The organism is Actinoplanes sandaracinus, assembly GCF_030009775.1.
Classification (GTDB): domain Bacteria; phylum Actinomycetota; class Actinomycetes; order Mycobacteriales; family Micromonosporaceae; genus Actinoplanes; species Actinoplanes sandaracinus.
Genome location: NZ_JASCTH010000015.1, coordinates 188,367 through 203,080 on the forward strand (window position 1 = coordinate 188,367; position 14,714 = coordinate 203,080).

At 70.0% G+C, this 14,714-nt stretch carries 16 protein-coding genes; 13 read left to right on the top strand and 3 right to left on the bottom strand.

The window, feature by feature from the left end:
- Positions 1 to 17: 17 nt before the first annotated feature.
- Positions 18 to 350: a hypothetical protein gene (locus tag QLQ12_RS23430; protein WP_282762468.1), complete on the bottom strand. Its 333-nt coding sequence runs from the start codon at positions 348 to 350 to the stop codon at positions 18 to 20.
- Between the two features lie 106 nt (positions 351 to 456).
- Between QLQ12_RS23430 and QLQ12_RS23435 the strand changes: the two genes are divergently transcribed.
- The 10 genes from QLQ12_RS23435 (at position 457) to QLQ12_RS23480 (ending at position 10,935) form a co-directional block, all read left to right on the top strand.
- Positions 457 to 1,332 (top strand): NAD-dependent protein deacetylase, encoded by an 876-nt coding sequence (locus QLQ12_RS23435; protein ID WP_282762469.1) that lies wholly within the window; start codon positions 457 to 459, stop codon positions 1,330 to 1,332.
- Positions 1,333 to 1,444: 112 nt separating this feature from the next.
- The gene (locus QLQ12_RS23440; protein ID WP_282762470.1) at positions 1,445 to 2,437 is read left to right on the top strand and encodes a LacI family DNA-binding transcriptional regulator; all 993 of its coding nucleotides are present in this window, start codon (positions 1,445 to 1,447) and stop codon (positions 2,435 to 2,437) included.
- Positions 2,438 to 2,605: 168 nt separating this feature from the next.
- The gene (locus QLQ12_RS23445; protein WP_282762472.1) at positions 2,606 to 4,294 is read left to right on the top strand and encodes an ABC transporter substrate-binding protein; all 1,689 of its coding nucleotides are present in this window, start codon (positions 2,606 to 2,608) and stop codon (positions 4,292 to 4,294) included.
- A gap of 81 nt (positions 4,295 to 4,375) precedes the next feature.
- Positions 4,376 to 5,464 carry an ABC transporter ATP-binding protein gene (locus QLQ12_RS23450; RefSeq protein WP_282762474.1) on the top strand — a complete coding sequence of 363 codons (1,089 nt, stop codon included), beginning with the start codon at positions 4,376 to 4,378 and terminating at the stop codon, positions 5,462 to 5,464.
- Complete coding sequence (locus QLQ12_RS23455; protein WP_282762476.1) at positions 5,461 to 6,441, top strand: ABC transporter permease; 981 nt, start codon at positions 5,461 to 5,463, stop codon at positions 6,439 to 6,441. The genes QLQ12_RS23450 and QLQ12_RS23455 overlap by 4 nt, the downstream gene beginning before the upstream one ends.
- 3 nt (positions 6,442 to 6,444) lie before the next feature.
- A complete protein-coding gene (locus QLQ12_RS23460) occupies positions 6,445 to 7,530 on the top strand; it encodes an ABC transporter permease (protein ID WP_282762478.1) in 1,086 nt (361 codons plus the stop codon).
- A complete protein-coding gene (locus QLQ12_RS23465) occupies positions 7,527 to 8,534 on the top strand; it encodes an ABC transporter ATP-binding protein (protein ID WP_282762480.1) in 1,008 nt (335 codons plus the stop codon). Before QLQ12_RS23460 ends, QLQ12_RS23465 begins: the two co-directional genes overlap by 4 nt.
- On the top strand, positions 8,534 to 9,853 hold the full coding sequence (locus tag QLQ12_RS23470; protein WP_282762483.1) for a GH1 family beta-glucosidase: 1,320 nt from the start codon (positions 8,534 to 8,536) through the stop codon (positions 9,851 to 9,853). Before QLQ12_RS23465 ends, QLQ12_RS23470 begins: the two co-directional genes overlap by 1 nt.
- The gene (locus tag QLQ12_RS23475; RefSeq protein WP_282762485.1) at positions 9,850 to 10,674 is read left to right on the top strand and encodes a class I SAM-dependent methyltransferase; all 825 of its coding nucleotides are present in this window, start codon (positions 9,850 to 9,852) and stop codon (positions 10,672 to 10,674) included. The genes QLQ12_RS23470 and QLQ12_RS23475 overlap by 4 nt, the downstream gene beginning before the upstream one ends.
- A 51-nt stretch (positions 10,675 to 10,725) precedes the next feature.
- The gene (locus QLQ12_RS23480; protein ID WP_282762487.1) at positions 10,726 to 10,935 is read left to right on the top strand and encodes a hypothetical protein; all 210 of its coding nucleotides are present in this window, start codon (positions 10,726 to 10,728) and stop codon (positions 10,933 to 10,935) included.
- Positions 10,936 to 10,945: 10 nt separating this feature from the next.
- On the opposite strand, the gene QLQ12_RS23485 is transcribed toward QLQ12_RS23480, so the two are convergent.
- Positions 10,946 to 11,434, bottom strand: coding sequence for a hypothetical protein (locus QLQ12_RS23485; protein WP_282762489.1), 489 nt, complete (start codon positions 11,432 to 11,434; stop codon positions 10,946 to 10,948).
- Between the two features lie 185 nt (positions 11,435 to 11,619).
- On the opposite strand from QLQ12_RS23485, the gene QLQ12_RS23490 reads away from it, so the two are divergent.
- On the top strand, positions 11,620 to 12,582 hold the full coding sequence (locus QLQ12_RS23490; RefSeq protein WP_282762491.1) for an aldo/keto reductase: 963 nt from the start codon (positions 11,620 to 11,622) through the stop codon (positions 12,580 to 12,582).
- A gap of 27 nt (positions 12,583 to 12,609) precedes the next feature.
- On the opposite strand, the gene QLQ12_RS23495 is transcribed toward QLQ12_RS23490, so the two are convergent.
- Positions 12,610 to 12,984, bottom strand: a complete 375-nt coding sequence (locus QLQ12_RS23495; RefSeq protein WP_282762493.1) for a cupin domain-containing protein — start codon at positions 12,982 to 12,984, stop codon at positions 12,610 to 12,612.
- Positions 12,985 to 13,056: 72 nt separating this feature from the next.
- Between QLQ12_RS23495 and QLQ12_RS23500 the strand changes: the two genes are divergently transcribed.
- Both QLQ12_RS23500 and QLQ12_RS23505 read left to right on the top strand, forming a co-directional pair.
- Positions 13,057 to 13,500: a MarR family winged helix-turn-helix transcriptional regulator gene (locus tag QLQ12_RS23500; RefSeq protein WP_282762495.1), complete on the top strand. Its 444-nt coding sequence runs from the start codon at positions 13,057 to 13,059 to the stop codon at positions 13,498 to 13,500.
- 142 nt (positions 13,501 to 13,642) lie between these two features.
- Positions 13,643 to 14,692 (top strand): hypothetical protein, encoded by a 1,050-nt coding sequence (locus QLQ12_RS23505; RefSeq protein ID WP_282762497.1) that lies wholly within the window; start codon positions 13,643 to 13,645, stop codon positions 14,690 to 14,692.
- The last annotated feature ends 22 nt before the right edge of the window (positions 14,693 to 14,714 follow it).

Below are 14,714 nucleotides of genomic sequence, written 5' to 3' on the forward strand. Positions count from 1 at the left end.
GGGTCCGGGTGGACCCGTCAGAGGGCCGGGGGCGCGCGGGAGCCGGTGGCCCCCGGCATCTCGCCACGGGGGATACGGGTGGTGAACGTCACCGTCGCGGCGTCGGCGACGGCGATCGGAGCGGGCTCGGACTCGACCCGGTCCGCTTCGTAGGTCTCCGGATCGGGGGCCGCGACCTCGGCCACCGTCGCCACGACGGCCGGCGCGGCGGGAGCCGCCGTGGCGACGGGAATCGCCGGTGCGGGCAGGCGCAGGGTGACCGCGAGGGCCAGCATCGCCAGTCCGGTGAGGAAACGCAGAATCCGCTGCCCGTCCCAGGGACGAGCGGCCGGCTGCGAGACCGTGATCACATTTGTCAACCTACTCGCATGCCCCTGCACGCGCACCGGTGGAACGCGTCACCGCCACCCTTACGGGGTGCTCGCACGGTCACCCGAGGGAGGGACCATTGTGGGTATGGACCTTCAGGTGGTGGAGCAGCTGGCGCTGCTGGACGCGTGGGTCGCCGAGGGCGGCGTGGCCGTGCTCAGTGGCGCGGGCCTCTCGACCGACTCGGGGATCCCGGACTACCGGGGTCCTTCCGGGACGGCCCGGCGTGGCTCGCCGATGACCTACCAGACCTTCACCGGCGACCCGCTGGCCCGGCGCCGCTACTGGGCGCGCAGCCATCTGGGCTGGCGGACCATCGGCGGGGCCCGCGCCAACGACGGGCACCGGGCGGTGACCCGCCTCCAGGAGCGGGGCCTGCTGGCCGGGGTGATCACGCAGAACGTGGACGGGCTGCACCAGGCGGCCGGCGCGCGGGACGTGATCGAGCTGCACGGCAATCTGGCCCGGGTCGTCTGCCTCGGTTGCGGTGAGCTGTCCGGGCGCGCCGACCTGGAGGAGCGGCTGACCGCGGCGAACCCGGGCTTCGCGGCGGTGGCCGCGGGCGTGAACCCGGACGGCGACGTGGAGCTCGACGACGCCGAGGTGGACGGATTCCGGGTGGTCGACTGCCGGTCCTGCGGCGGGGTCCTCAAGCCGGACGTGGTCTATTTCGGCGAGACCGTGCCGCCGGACCGGGTGTCGCGGGCGTTCTCGCTGGTCGCGGGCGCGCGGACGCTGCTCGTTCTGGGGTCGTCGCTGACCGTCATGTCGGGTCGCCGGTTCGTGCTGCGGGCGGTCCGGGACGGGATCCGGGTGGCGATCGTGAACCGAGGCGTGACCCGCGGCGAACCTTATGCGGATCTGGTGATCGACGCCCCGCTCGGGGTGGTTCTCCCGAATCTAGCGATGGTTACTGATAAAGGTGGATTCACCAACGCGGTTACCGTCTTGAAATCGAAATAGGTCGCTCGGCACGTTGACGTGACCGCCCTCACTGCGGTTGACTGCCGAAACCGGTCCCGAAACCGGTTCCGAAACCCAAAGGCAACACCACTGGCAACACCTAGGAGCGAGCGTGCCTATCACCATCGCCGACGTGGCGGCCCGGGCCCAGGTCAGCAAGACCACTGTGTCCCGGGTTCTCAACGGCAAGGGTGAGCTGGACGAGTCGACGGCCGCGCGGGTCCGGGCGGTCATCGAGGAACTCGGTTACGTCCCCAGCTCGCGGGCGGTCAACCTGGCCCGGGGGCGGACGCGGGTGGTGGCCATGCTCGTCCCCTCACTGACCTGGCCGTGGATGGGCGAGGTGGTGCAGGGCGCGGTCGACGTCCTCGAAGCGGAGGAGTACGGCCTGCTCCTGTTCACCTGCAACCGCGGCGCCGACTCGATGCGCCAGTTCACCGCGCAGGTGGCGTCCAAGTCCTTCGACGGACTGCTGGTGATCGAGCCGGAGGGAACCCTCGACTACATCGCCACCCTGCACGCCCGGGGCCTGCCGATGGTGCTGATCGACGACCGCGACCAGATGTCCGGGCAGATTCCCAGCGTCGGCACGACCAACCACAGCGGCGCGGGCTCGGCCGCCCGGCACCTTCTCCAGGTCGGGCGCCAGCGGCCCCTCATGATCACCGGCCCATCCCGGTTCGGCTGCACCCAGCAGCGCCGCGACGGGTTCACCGCGGCCTACGCCGACGCCGGCCACCCGGTCACCGAGGACCGGATCCTGCTCGGCGACTTCACCTTCGAGCGCGGCGCCGACGCGATCCAGCAGGCCATCGCGAACGGTGTCGAGTTCGACGCCGTCTTCTGCCACAACGACATCTCCGCGGCCGGCGCCATGCAGGCGCTCCTGGAGGCCGGCCGGCGCATCCCGGAGGACGTCTCGGTCGTCGGCTTCGACGACATCCCGATGGCGGCGCACACCCAGCCGCCGCTCACCACGGTCCACCAGCCCATGCGCGAGATGGGCGAGGCGGCGGCCCGCACGCTGCTCGCCCACTTCGAGGGCACGCCGCTGCCGAACCGGCCGACGATCATCCCGGCGACCTTCACCGTCCGCGAGTCCTAGACCTCTCCGCCACTCCAGCAGGTTCGCACCGTTCACCGGCCGCCCACGGCCGGAACTCGATGGCACCCGTGACCGGCCCCACGCCGGCCGCGCGATGCCGCACGCCTCCGGGCAGCCCTCACCCCTCTCACCCCTTCACCCGCCATGACTTTCCCGAGGAGTATCTCGATGCAGAGAAGAAGGCTTTTCGCGGTCGCCCTGGCCGGCGTACTCGCCAGCGGCGGGCTCACAGCCTGCAGCAGCGACTCGCCGAACGCCAACCGGAACGCCGAGAACAGCAAGCAGGCCGGATTCCTGTCGATCGGCATGCCGAACGGCACGGTCACCGAGAGCAACAACCCGTTCGTCCAGACCTCGGCCGCCGCCTCGCTCGGCTACCGGTGGATGCTCTACGAGCCCCTCGGCCAGTGGAACAACACCAAGCCGTCCGACCCGCTGACCCCGTGGCTGGCCAGCTCGATCACCTGGTCCGCCGACTACAAGACGGTGGACCTGGTCATCCGCGACGGCGCCACCTGGTCCGACGGCAAGCCGCTGACGGCCGAGGACGTGGTGTTCACCCACAACCTGATCAAGAGCAACGAGGCGCTCAACCTCTTCGCCATTCCGTACGACCAGATCACCGCCGAGGGCAACAAGGTCAAGATGACCTTCACGTCCTCCCAGTTCACCACGCACCACAAGGTCATCGGGCAGACCCCGATCGTGCCGAAGCACGTCTGGGAGAAGATCGCGGACCCGGCCGCCGACCCGATCAAGGACCCAGTCGGCAGTGGCCCGTACACCCTGAAGTCGTTCAGCCAGCAGGCGGCGATCCTCGGCGCCCGTGAGAGCGGTTACTGGGGCACCGCGCCGAAGGTGAAGGAGCTGCGCTACACCTCCTACGCCGACAACAACGCGCAGGCCACCGCCCTGGCCAGCGGGCAGTCCGAGTGGAGCTTCGTCTTCATCCCGAACTACCAGCAGACCTTCGTCTCCAAGGACCCGGAGCACTACAAGGTGTGGGCGCCGGGCGTGCTGGGCATCCACGGCCTCTACCTCAACACCACGAAGAAGCCGTTCGACGACCCGGCCCTGCGCCGCGCGATGAACATGGTGATCAACCGGAACGACATCTTCGTCCAGGCCGAGGCCGGCTACTTCCACCCGGAGATCAAGAGCGTCACGGGCCTGCCGGAGGGCGCGGGTGACGCTTACATCGCCGACGAGTACAAGGGCAAGACCTTCACGGTCGACGTCGAGGGCGCCAAGAAGCTGCTGACCGAGTCCGGCTACCAGCTGGAGGGCACCACCCTCAAGGACAAGAGCGGCCAGCCGGTCACCATCAAGCTCTCCGACCCGGCGCCGTGGTCCGACTACCAGACCACGCTGGAGATCATCAAGAGCAACCTGGCTGAGATCGGCATCGCCGCGACGGTGGAGAAGCCGAACCAGACCGTCTGGGACGCCAACGTGCAGAAGGGCGACTTCGAGGGCTCGGTGCGGTGGACCAACGGTGGCTCGACGCCGTTCGACATCTACCAGACGGTGATGGACGGCGACCTCTACAAGCCGCTCGGCACCCCCGCGCAGCAGGGCAACTTCGGCCGCTTCCAGAGCCCGGAGGCGACCGCGGCGCTGAAGGCGTACTCGAACGCCACCGACGAGACGGCCCGCAAGACCGCCCTCGCCACGATCCAGAAGATCTTCGTGGAGCAGGCTCCGATGCTGCCGATCGGCTCGGACAACGTCGGCGCCGCGTACAGCACCAAGAACTGGATCGGCTGGCCCACGGACGCGGACTCGTACGCGCCCGCGCAGCCCACGCAGGCCGCCTCGCTGATGGTCGTCCTGAAGCTGCAGCCCGCCAACTCCTGATCGCCTCGTGGGCGCCCCGAGGAACCTCCGGGGCGCCCACTTCCCCGTGCACGAGAACTGTGCTGTTCAAAGGACACCGGCATGACGTCGATCCCGGAAGCCAAGGCGCCGGCCGACGAGGTGGTGCTCGAGGCGATCGGCCTGACCAAGCACTTCCCCGTCCGCCGCCGGCTGCGCGACCTCTTCTCCTCACGGCACGACGCGGTTCACGCCGTCGATGACGTGTCCCTCATGCTCCGCCGTGGCCAGGTGGTGGCTCTGGTCGGCGAGTCCGGCTCGGGCAAGTCCACCGTGGCCCGGCTGCTCGCCCAGCTCTATCCCCGTACCGATGGCGACATCCGGCTGCACGGCGTGTCGACGAAGGTCACGTCGGGCGCGGCGTTCCGGAGGTACTGCTCGCGAGTTCAGATGATCTTCCAGGATCCGTTCGCCTCGCTGAACCCCGTGCACACCATCAGATACCACCTGACCCGGGCCCTCAAGATCCACGACAACGCCGGGAAGACCGCCGCCGACCTGGAGCAGGCTCTGCACGCGCTGTTGGAGCGCGTCTCGCTCACCCCGCCGGAGCGGTACCTGGACAAGTTCCCGCACGAGCTCTCCGGCGGCCAGCGGCAACGCGTCGCGATCGCCCGGGCGCTCGGCGCCGAGCCCGAGGCGCTGCTCGCCGACGAGCCGGTGTCCATGCTCGACGTCTCCATCCGGCTCGGTGTGCTGAACCTGTTGCGCGACCTCAAGAACCGCCTCAACCTGGCGATCCTCTACATCACCCACGACATCGCCTCGGCCCGCTACTTCGCCGACGAGACCATGGTGATGTACGCCGGGCGCATGGTGGAGGGCGGCGACAGCGAGACCGTCACCCAGTCGCCGGCCCACCCGTACACCCGGCTTCTGATCGACTCCGCCCCGGACCCGGACCGGCTCACCGGCGACGTCGACGTCGCGGAGGAGGACCGCGGCAACGGCGAGCCGCCGAGCCTGATCCACCCGCCGAGTGGGTGCCGCTTCCACCCGAGATGCCCGATGGCGATGCCGCGCTGCACCACCGACCTGCCGGTCCGCCTCACCATCGGCGACGCGCCCGGCCACTGGGCCGCCTGCTGGCTGTACGACGAGGCCACGGTCGCCGCCGAGCGGCCCGGCTCCGCCGCGGGGGTGGCCTCGTGAAGTACTTCCTCCAGCGCCTCGCGTTCTACCTGTTCACCGCGTGGGCCGCGATCACGCTGAACTTCTTCATCCCCCGGATGATCCCGGGCGACCCGGTGCAGGCGCTGGTCACCAAGTACCAGGGCCAGCTGAGCAGCAAGGCGATCGAGTCGCTCTACGTGCTGTTCGGCCTGGACAAGGAAGCCGGCATCTGGGACGAGTACGTCAGCTACTGGAAGCAGCTGCTCAGCGGCGATCTGGGGCTGTCGTTCACGTTCTTCCCCACCCCGGTCTCGGAGATCATCAGCGAGAGCCTCCCGTGGACGCTGCTGCTGGTCGGCATCACCACGGTGATCAGCTTCTTCCTCGGCACCGGGCTGGGCGTGCTGGCCGGCTGGCGGCGCGGCTCGTGGACCGACGGCCTGCTGCCGGTGACGACGTTCCTCTCATCGGTGCCCTACTTCTGGCTCGGCATCATCGCGATCTACCTGCTGACCGGCCCGGACAGCTTCTTCCCGTCCTCCGGCGGCTTCGACAGCGGCCTGGTGCCGGCCTGGGACCAGTACTTCGTCCCGAGCGCGATCCAGCACAGCCTGCTGCCCGCGCTGACCATCCTGATCTCGTCGGTCAGCGGCTGGATCCTCAGCATGCGCAACATGATGGTGACCGTGTCGTCCGAGGACTACATCACCGTCGCGCACGCCAAGGGCCTGTCCGACCGGCGGGTGGCGTTGAGCTACGCGGCACGCAACGCGCTGCTGCCCAACGTCTCCGGCTTCGCGCTCTCGCTGGGGTTCATCGTCGGCGGCACGCTGCTGGTGGAGATCGTCTTCTCCTACCCGGGCGTCGGCTTCGCGCTGTTCCAGGCGCTGGGCGCCTCCGACTACCCACTCATGCAGGGCGTCTTCCTGATCATCACGATCTCGGTGCTGGTGGCGAACCTGCTGGCGGACATCGCCTACCTGCTCCTCGACCCGCGCACCCGCAAGGAGGGCTGACCTATGACGATCCCCACCTCGAGCATCGAGCAGGTCATCCCCGGCCAGGGGTCGATGGCCCAGCCCGAGACCGGCAGACCCGCCAAGGCGAAACGGCAGCGGTTCCGGTTCGTCTCCAACCGCAAGGCCACCACCGGACTGGTGATCCTGGGCGTCTACGTACTGCTGGCGATCATCGGGCCGTGGATCGCGCCGTACGATCCGGGCGCACGCGGCGGCAACCTCGTCCAGCCACCGTCGGCCGACCACTGGATGGGCACCACCCACCTGGGCCAGGATGTCTTCAGCCAGTTGCTGGTGGGCACCCGCAGCGTCATGTTCGTCGGCTTCTTCGCCGGCATCGTGGCGACCGTGCTCTCGGTGCTCATCGGGGTCACCGCCGGATATGTCGGCGGCAAGACCGACGAGGGCCTCTCCGCGCTCTCCAACGTCTTCCTGGTGATCCCCGCGCTGCCTCTGATCATCATCATCACGTCCACCCTGGAGAACGCCGAGGACTGGCTGATCGCGCTGGTGATCGGCCTGACCTCGTGGTCCTGGAACGCCCGGGTGCTGCGCGCGCAGACCCTGTCGCTGCGCCGGCGTGACTTCGTCGAGGCGTCCCGTGCCAGTGGCGAACGGACCTGGCGGGTGATCGGCTTCGAACTGCTGCCCAACCTGACCGCGGTGATCGCCTCCGGCTTCGTCGGCACGGTCATCTTCGCGGTGCTCTCCGAGATCACCCTGGCCTTCATCGGCGTCACCTCGAACACCACCTGGAACTGGGGCACGATCCTGTTCTGGGCGCAGGGCCAGCAGGCGCTGGCGCAGTCGGCCTGGTGGTGGTTCGTGCCGGCCGGCCTGGCGATCGCGCTCCTCGGCACCGCGCTCTCCCTGATCAACTTCGGGATCGACGAGTTCGTCAGCCCGCGGCTACGCAGCGCCGGCAAGACCAGGATCAAGACCACGTCAGGGCGGACGGTACGGATGCGTATCGGCTTCACCCCCGTGCTCAGCAACTCGCCCGAACCGCACACCCGCGCCCGGCCGGTCCCGGGCGTCGACCCGCACGGCGCGACGCCGGTCGTACGCAAGGAGGTCGCACCATGACCCAGCCGGTCCTGGAGATCCGCAACCTGAACGTCGAGTACGGCCTCGGCGAGCAGGCCGTCCGCGCGGTCCGAGACGTCAACCTGACCCTCCACCGCGGCGAGGTGCTCGGCCTCGCCGGTGAGAGCGGCTCCGGCAAGTCCACCCTCGCCTACGGGCTGACCCGGCTGCTCGCCCCGCCCGGCGTCATCACCGGCGGCCAGGTCGTCTACCACCCGGAGAAGGGCGACCCCTACGACGTCCTCGGGCTCAGCGACCGGGAGCTGCGGTCCTTCCGGTGGGCCGAGACGGCGATCGTGTTCCAGGGCGCGATGAACTCCCTCAACCCGGTACACAAGATCTCCACCCAGCTCACCGACGTGCTCCGGGCGCACGAGCCGACGATGAGCGAGCACAGCCGCAACGCCCGGGCCCGGGAGATGCTCAAGCTGGTCGGCATCTCACCGGACCGGATGGACGCCTACCCCCACCAGCTCTCCGGCGGCATGCGGCAGCGCGTGATGATCGGCATGGCGCTGATCCTGCAGCCACAGGTCGTCATCATGGACGAGCCGACCACCGCCCTCGACGTGGTGATGCAGCGGCAGATCCTCGGCCAGCTCATCGAACTGCGCGAACGGCTCGGCTTCTCGGTCATCTTCATCACCCACGACCTGTCGCTGCTGGTGGAGTTCTCCAACCGGATCGCGATCATGTACGGCGGGCGGATCGTCGAGGAGGCCCCGGCCGGCTCCATCTATCGGGACGCGCTCCACCCGTACTCGAAGGGTCTGCTGGGGTCCTTTCCGGCCCTGCGCGGGCCGCGCCGTGAGCTGACCGGCATCCCCGGGTCGCCGCCCGACCTGAAGGGCATGCCGACCGGCTGCTCGTTCCACCCGCGGTGCCCGAAGGCGTTCGATCCGTGCGCCGGGAACATCCCGGTGCTCGGCCGGCCGGGCACCCCGGACGGCTCGGCCCGGACCGTCGCGTGCTGGCTGCATCCGACCGAGCAGCCGGTGGGCTGATGGACTTCACCTGGGGCGTGGCCACCTCGGCCTATCAGATCGAGGGCGCGGCCGCCGAGGACGGGCGAACCCCGTCGATCTGGGACACGTTCGCCCGGCGGGTCGTCGGCGAGACCGGCGACGTGGCCTGCGACCACTACCACCGGATGCCGTCGGATGTGCGGCTGATCAAGAGCCTCGGCGTGAACGCCTACCGGTTCTCGACCTCCTGGACGCGGGTGCAGCCCGGCGGGCGCGGTCCGGCCAACCCGAAAGGCCTGGCGTTCTACGACCGACTGGTGGACGAGTTGCTGGCCGACGGCATCGAGCCGTGGCTGACGCTCTACCACTGGGACCTGCCGCAGGAGCTGGAGGACGCCGGCGGCTGGCCGAACCGGGACACCGCCTACCGGTTCGCCGACTACTCGCAACTCGTCGTCTCCGCTCTCGGTGACCGGGTCCGCAACTGGGGAACCGTCAACGAGCCGTGGTGCGTGGCCTATCTCGGCTACGAGTACGGCGTGTTCGCGCCGGGGCGCAAGGACACCGGCGCGGCCGTCGCCGCCACCCACCACCTGCTGCTCGGGCACGGACTGGTGGCCAACGCGATCAAGACGCCGGACAACACCGTCTGCATCCCGCTCAACATCGGCACCGCCACCCCCGCCTCGGACGATCCGCTGGACATGGCGGCGGCCTGGCGGGCCGACGGCAACGTCGCCCGGATCTTCCTCGACCCGCTCCGTCACGGGCGCTACCCGGCGGACGTCGTCGAGGACCTCGCGGCCCGCGGCCACCAGCTGCCGGTCCGCGACAGCGACCTGGAGATCATCTCGCGGACGCCGATCGACCTTCTCGGGGTCAACTTCTACTTCGGGCAGGACTTCGCCGGGCGCGACCTCGACGGCAACACGGTGGACGCGGACGGGCGGCCGGTGGTGCGGGAGATCAAGCCGGACGCGCCGCAGACCGACCTGGGCTGGCCGATCACCCCGGACCGGTTCACCACGCTGCTGCTGCGGCTGCACCGGGACTACGGGTTCCCGCTGGTGGTCACCGAGAACGGGGCGGTCTTCCCGGACCGGCCCGACGCCGGCGGGTTCGTCGACGACGTGGACCGGACGGCGTACCTCGCCGCTCACGTCGACGCGGTCGCCGCCGCCCGCGCTCAGGGCGCGGACGTGCGCGGGTACTTCGCCTGGTCGCTGATGGACAACTTCGAATGGGCCGAGGGGTACGCGAAACGCTTCGGCCTGGTGCATGTCGATTACGAGACCCAGCGGCGTACGCCTAAACGCAGTGCGCTCTGGTTCTCGAATCGCATACTGTCCGCGCCATGACCGACTACCTCGAAATCAACCGGGCCAACTGGGACGAACGGGCGGCGCCCCACGCGGCGTCGCCCGGCTACCAGGTGCAGAAGTTCGTCGACGACCCGTCCTACCTGAGCGACGTGGTCCGTTTCGACCTACCGCGGCTCGGCGACGTGGCCGGGCTGCGCGGCGTGCACCTGCAGTGCCACATCGGCACCGACACCCTCTCGCTGAGCCGGCTCGGGGCGACCATGACCGGGCTGGACTTCTCCGGCGCGTCCCTGGAGCAGGCCCGGTCCCTCGCCGCCCGCGCCGGCGCGTCGATCGACTACGTCCAGAGTGACGTCTATTCCGCCCGTTCCGTTCTGGACGGCGAGTTCGACCTCGTCTTCACCGGGATCGGCGCCCTCGGCTGGCTGCCCGACGTCAAACGGTGGGCGCGGACCGTCGCATCGCTGCTCGCCCCGGGTGGACGGCTGTTCATCCGGGAGGGGCACCCGGTGCTGTGGGCTCTCGACTACTACCGGACCGACGGGGTGCTCGCTCTCACCGAGCCCTACTTCGAGCACGTCGAGCCGCAGATCTACGACGAGCCCGGCACCTATGTGGAGACCGGCCACGAGTTCAAGCACACCGTGACGCACGAGTGGAACCACGGCCTCGGCGAGATCGTCACCGCCGTCCTGGAAGCCGGCCTGACTCTGACCGGGCTCGAGGAGCACCAGAGCGTGCCGTGGGAGGCGCTGCCCGGCCGGATGCGCCAGATCGACAACAAGGAGTGGCAGCTCACCGAGAAACCTTCGCGCCTTCCGCACACCTACACCCTGCAGGCCCGCCGGCCCGTTTAGTGATCGCCTCCACCGGGGTATCTGCCGCTCATCCCGGTTATGGAGGCTCTCATGCGTATCGGTGCGGTCATTGTCGTCATCTGGCTCGTGCTCGGCGTCATCGCCGCGTACGAGCGTGGCTACTTCTCCGACAGCAAGGACGCCAGTTGCGCGGAAGCGGGCACGGTCATCGTCACCACCGTCGCCGGCCCGCTCAACTGGATGGGCGTCAACCCGAAGATCACCTGCGACGTGCCCGACGTGCCCGAGCCGAGCAAGTAAGGCGGCCGCGTCACCGCAGGAAACCGCGTTCATCGACGTGGCGTGTGGGCTCGCCGAAGAACAGCTCCGGATCGGCCGGGCCCACCGCGATGTTGAGGGTGTCCTGGCGGTACTCCCACCGGCCGCCTTCGATCAGCGGCCACGACATCCGATAGTTCACCTGCCAGCGCAGCCACTGGCCCGGGCCCAGCCACACCGCCGGTGGGCGGCGGGTCCGGCCGGGGGCGCCGTGGCGGGCCAGGAGCAACTCGACGCGCACACCCCTGTCAGCGCGGACCAGCCGCAGACCGGACCGGGTGAAACCCGGCTCGCGGTCCGGCGGGATGATGTCGATCGACTCAACGGGAACGAAGTCGTTACTCTCCGCGACGTATATCTCGTGCACCAGGCCGGTCCGGCGGGCCGGGAGACGAAATTGCACGGGCACCGCGTTGCGGAGCGCGGCGCCCTGGCCGCCTCGGGAGCGCTTGGTCCACTCGGTGCTCACCCACTGCGTCACGACATCCACCGCTCTCCCTCCCGCCACGCCATCGTCGACGTTCCAGCGCGTGGAAGCACGGATTATTCACCTGGTGGACACCGGAGCGGCGACTACGCGCCGAGGAGTTCCGGGGTCGCGCTTGATCGGGAGCGCGCTCCAGGTTCTACGGTCGGGGTGACCGATGCCGACGATGGAGGACCATAATGGAACTGCGGAACTTCGGCTCGCTGGGACACGTCAGCGCACTCACTCTCGGTGGCGGTGGCATCGCCGGGGTGTGGGGCGGCACCGACCGGAGCGAGGCGGTCGCGACCGTCCACGCCGCCCTCGACTCCGGCGTCACCATGCTCGACCTGGCGCCCAGTTACGGCACCGGTTTCGAATCGGAGTACGCCGTCGCCGAGGCCCTGCGCCTCCGCCCCGCCCCCGACGTGATGATCACCAGCAAGGTGCAGCTGCCCGACGACGACGGGCGCGACTTCGCCGCCCGCATCCGCCGCAGCCTGCACGACAGCCTCCGCCGCCTGGGCCGCGACCACCTCGACGTGTTCCTGCTGCACACCCAGTTCCGCCGGGCGGGGCAGACACTGCCGGGCACCGTCGACCCGGCCGGCTACCGCGACGAGATCGTGCCGACCTTCGAGAGCCTGCGCGGCGAGGGCCGGATCCGCGCCTGGGGCGTCACCGCCGTCGGCGACCCGGTCCCGCTTACGGACGCCCTCTCCGCGTCGCCGCGCCCCGACGCTGCCCAGATCGTCGTGAACGCCCTCGATCAGAGCGGTGACCTGTGGATCCACGGCGACACGGTGCGCCCGGACAACGCCGCCCTGATCCGCGCCGCCGGAGACGCCGGCGTCGCGGTGATCGGTATCCGCGTCGTCGCCGCCGGGTCGCTGACCAGCGCCCTCGATCGCCAGGTCCCGCCCACGCATCCCGCGGCGATCGACTTCGCCCGCGCCCGGCCCTTCCGCGACCTGGCCGCGGAGCTCGGCGAGTCCCCGGCGGCGCTGGCGCACCGTTACGCCCTCAGCGTCCCCGGCGTCGCCACCGTCGTGCTGGGCGTCAAGAACCGCACCGAACTCGCCGAGTGCCTCGCCGCCGAGGCCCGCGGCCCCCTCACCGACGCGGAGCTGAAGGCCGTGGCCGGCCTCCGCCCGGCGGCCTGACCGCCCGCCTGACCGCCGCTGGGCGGGTCAGCTCGCCCAGGGCGGGGTGAGGGTGGTGCCGTCGGGCAGGACGGCCGCGAACCCGGCGCTCGTGGTCACCCAGGCCTCCGCGGGCGCCGGCCCGTCGTTGTCCACCCGGAACTCGGTTCCCGACGGCACGAGCAGCACGTCGCCCGCCTCGACTCGGTCCACGACCCCGTCGAGGCTGACCGACAGGCTGCCCGACGAGATCATCAGCACCTCGTCGCGGCCCACCCGGTGCGGCACGCCGGCCGTGCCGGCAGCGACCTCGATCCGCCAGGCACACAGCTCGGCGCTGCCGGTCGACGGTGAGGCGAAGGCGCGAAAGACCGTCCCGTGCATCCGGTGCTCGGTGGCGTCAGCGCTGCGATAGATCGGCATGTCTCCTCCAGAATTAGTCAAGCTGCTTGACCAAATAGTCAACCAACTTGACCTCTATGTCAAACTCATTCGGTGCGACGAGATCTCCAAGACCTTCCGGTGCTCCTGCTCAGCGCGGCCCGCGCGCTGGTCGACGGCATCGACGCCGGGGTGCGGGCCAGCGGTTTCACCGGCCTGCGGCCCGCACACGGTTACGCCTTCGCCCGGCTCTCCGGCGCCGGCGCCACCGTGACCGAGCTCGCCGAACACCTGGAGATCACCAAGCAGGCGGCCAGCCAGATGGCCGACGAGCTCGTCCAGAAGGGCTATGTGGAGCGCCGCCCGCACCCCACCGACGCCCGCGCCCGGCTCCTGGTCCTCACCCCACAGGGCGAGGCCTGCACCCGGGCCGCCGACGCCGCCGCCGAACAGACTCTCCGGCCGTGGGCCGAGTCGCTGACCCCGGCCGAGCTGGCAGGACTCCGCGCCGCCCTGGCCCGGCTCGCCACACCCGGCCGGATCCGCCCCACCTGGTGATCCCGCCCCGGCAGCGCGGGCCGAAAGTCGGCGCCCCCCTCCGATGCCGTCGACTTTGGTATCGACAAACATCTACCTGGGACCGGCGCGACATCTACCGTGGGCTGACGCGCGCATCCGAGCCGGTTCATAGCGTCGAGCCATGACCGAAACCGCCAGAGACCGGTCGGCATCGCTCCCGCGACCCGGGCGGCGGGGGAAGACCCTGCGCCGGATCGCTCCGGCGATCGGATTGTTCTTCCTCGCTCCCCTGTTCGGCGAGTACCTGCTCGGCAACCAGAAGTTCTCCGAGCTCGCCCTGCTCCCCATCCTCGCGACGCTGTACGGCGCCGGCGCCCTGCTCCTGCGCGAGATCGCCCGCCGATTCGGCCGCGGATCCGTGGCGATGCTGACACTCGGTGTCGCCTACGCGCTGTTCGAAGAGGGACTGGTCGACCAGATGCTGTTCAACCACTCCTACTTCGCCGGTCAGGCCGAGTCCAGCGACACCGTCATCACCGCGCTGGGTGTGGACGCCTGGCTGACGATCATCGTGGTCGCCATGCACGCGGTGTGGAGCATCTACATCCCCATCACGATCGTCGAGGCTCTCGTCCCGCACCGGCGGACCACACCGTGGCTCGGCGCCATCGGCACGGCCGTCACCGCCGTCGTGTTCGTCGCCGGCTCGGCCGTGCTGTGTCGCATGGTCTACACCGAGACCAAGTTCATCGCCTCGGTGCCACAGTTGACCGGCACGGCCGTGGTCATCGCGGGACTGATCGCCGCGGCCTTCCTGGTCCGGGACCCCGTGGCGGCCGCCGACCGGGGCGCGGCCCCTCGTCCGTGGATCGCCGGCGCCTCGTCGCTGGTCGCCTCCAGCCTGTTCATGCTCACCGAGTCGCTGCCCGGATGGACCGAGGTGGCCGGGTGCCTGTTCCTGCTCGCCGCCTTCTCCGCCCTGGTGCGGAGGTGGTCACGCGGCACCGGCTGGGGGCCCGTCCATCGGCTCGCGCTCGTCGGCGGCGCAGTCGGCACCTACGCCTGGCTGGGCATGGTCATGGAGCCCGAATCCGGGCCTCGAACCGTCCTCGACCATGTCGGCGGCGGCATGATCGCCATCGCCGCGCTCGGCCTGCTGGTGCTGGCCGGCCGGCGCCTGAGCTCGTGGGACCGTCACCAAGCCCGGGAGCACACCGTCACCACACCCTGAGGTGGTTCCGGCGAGGCCGCAC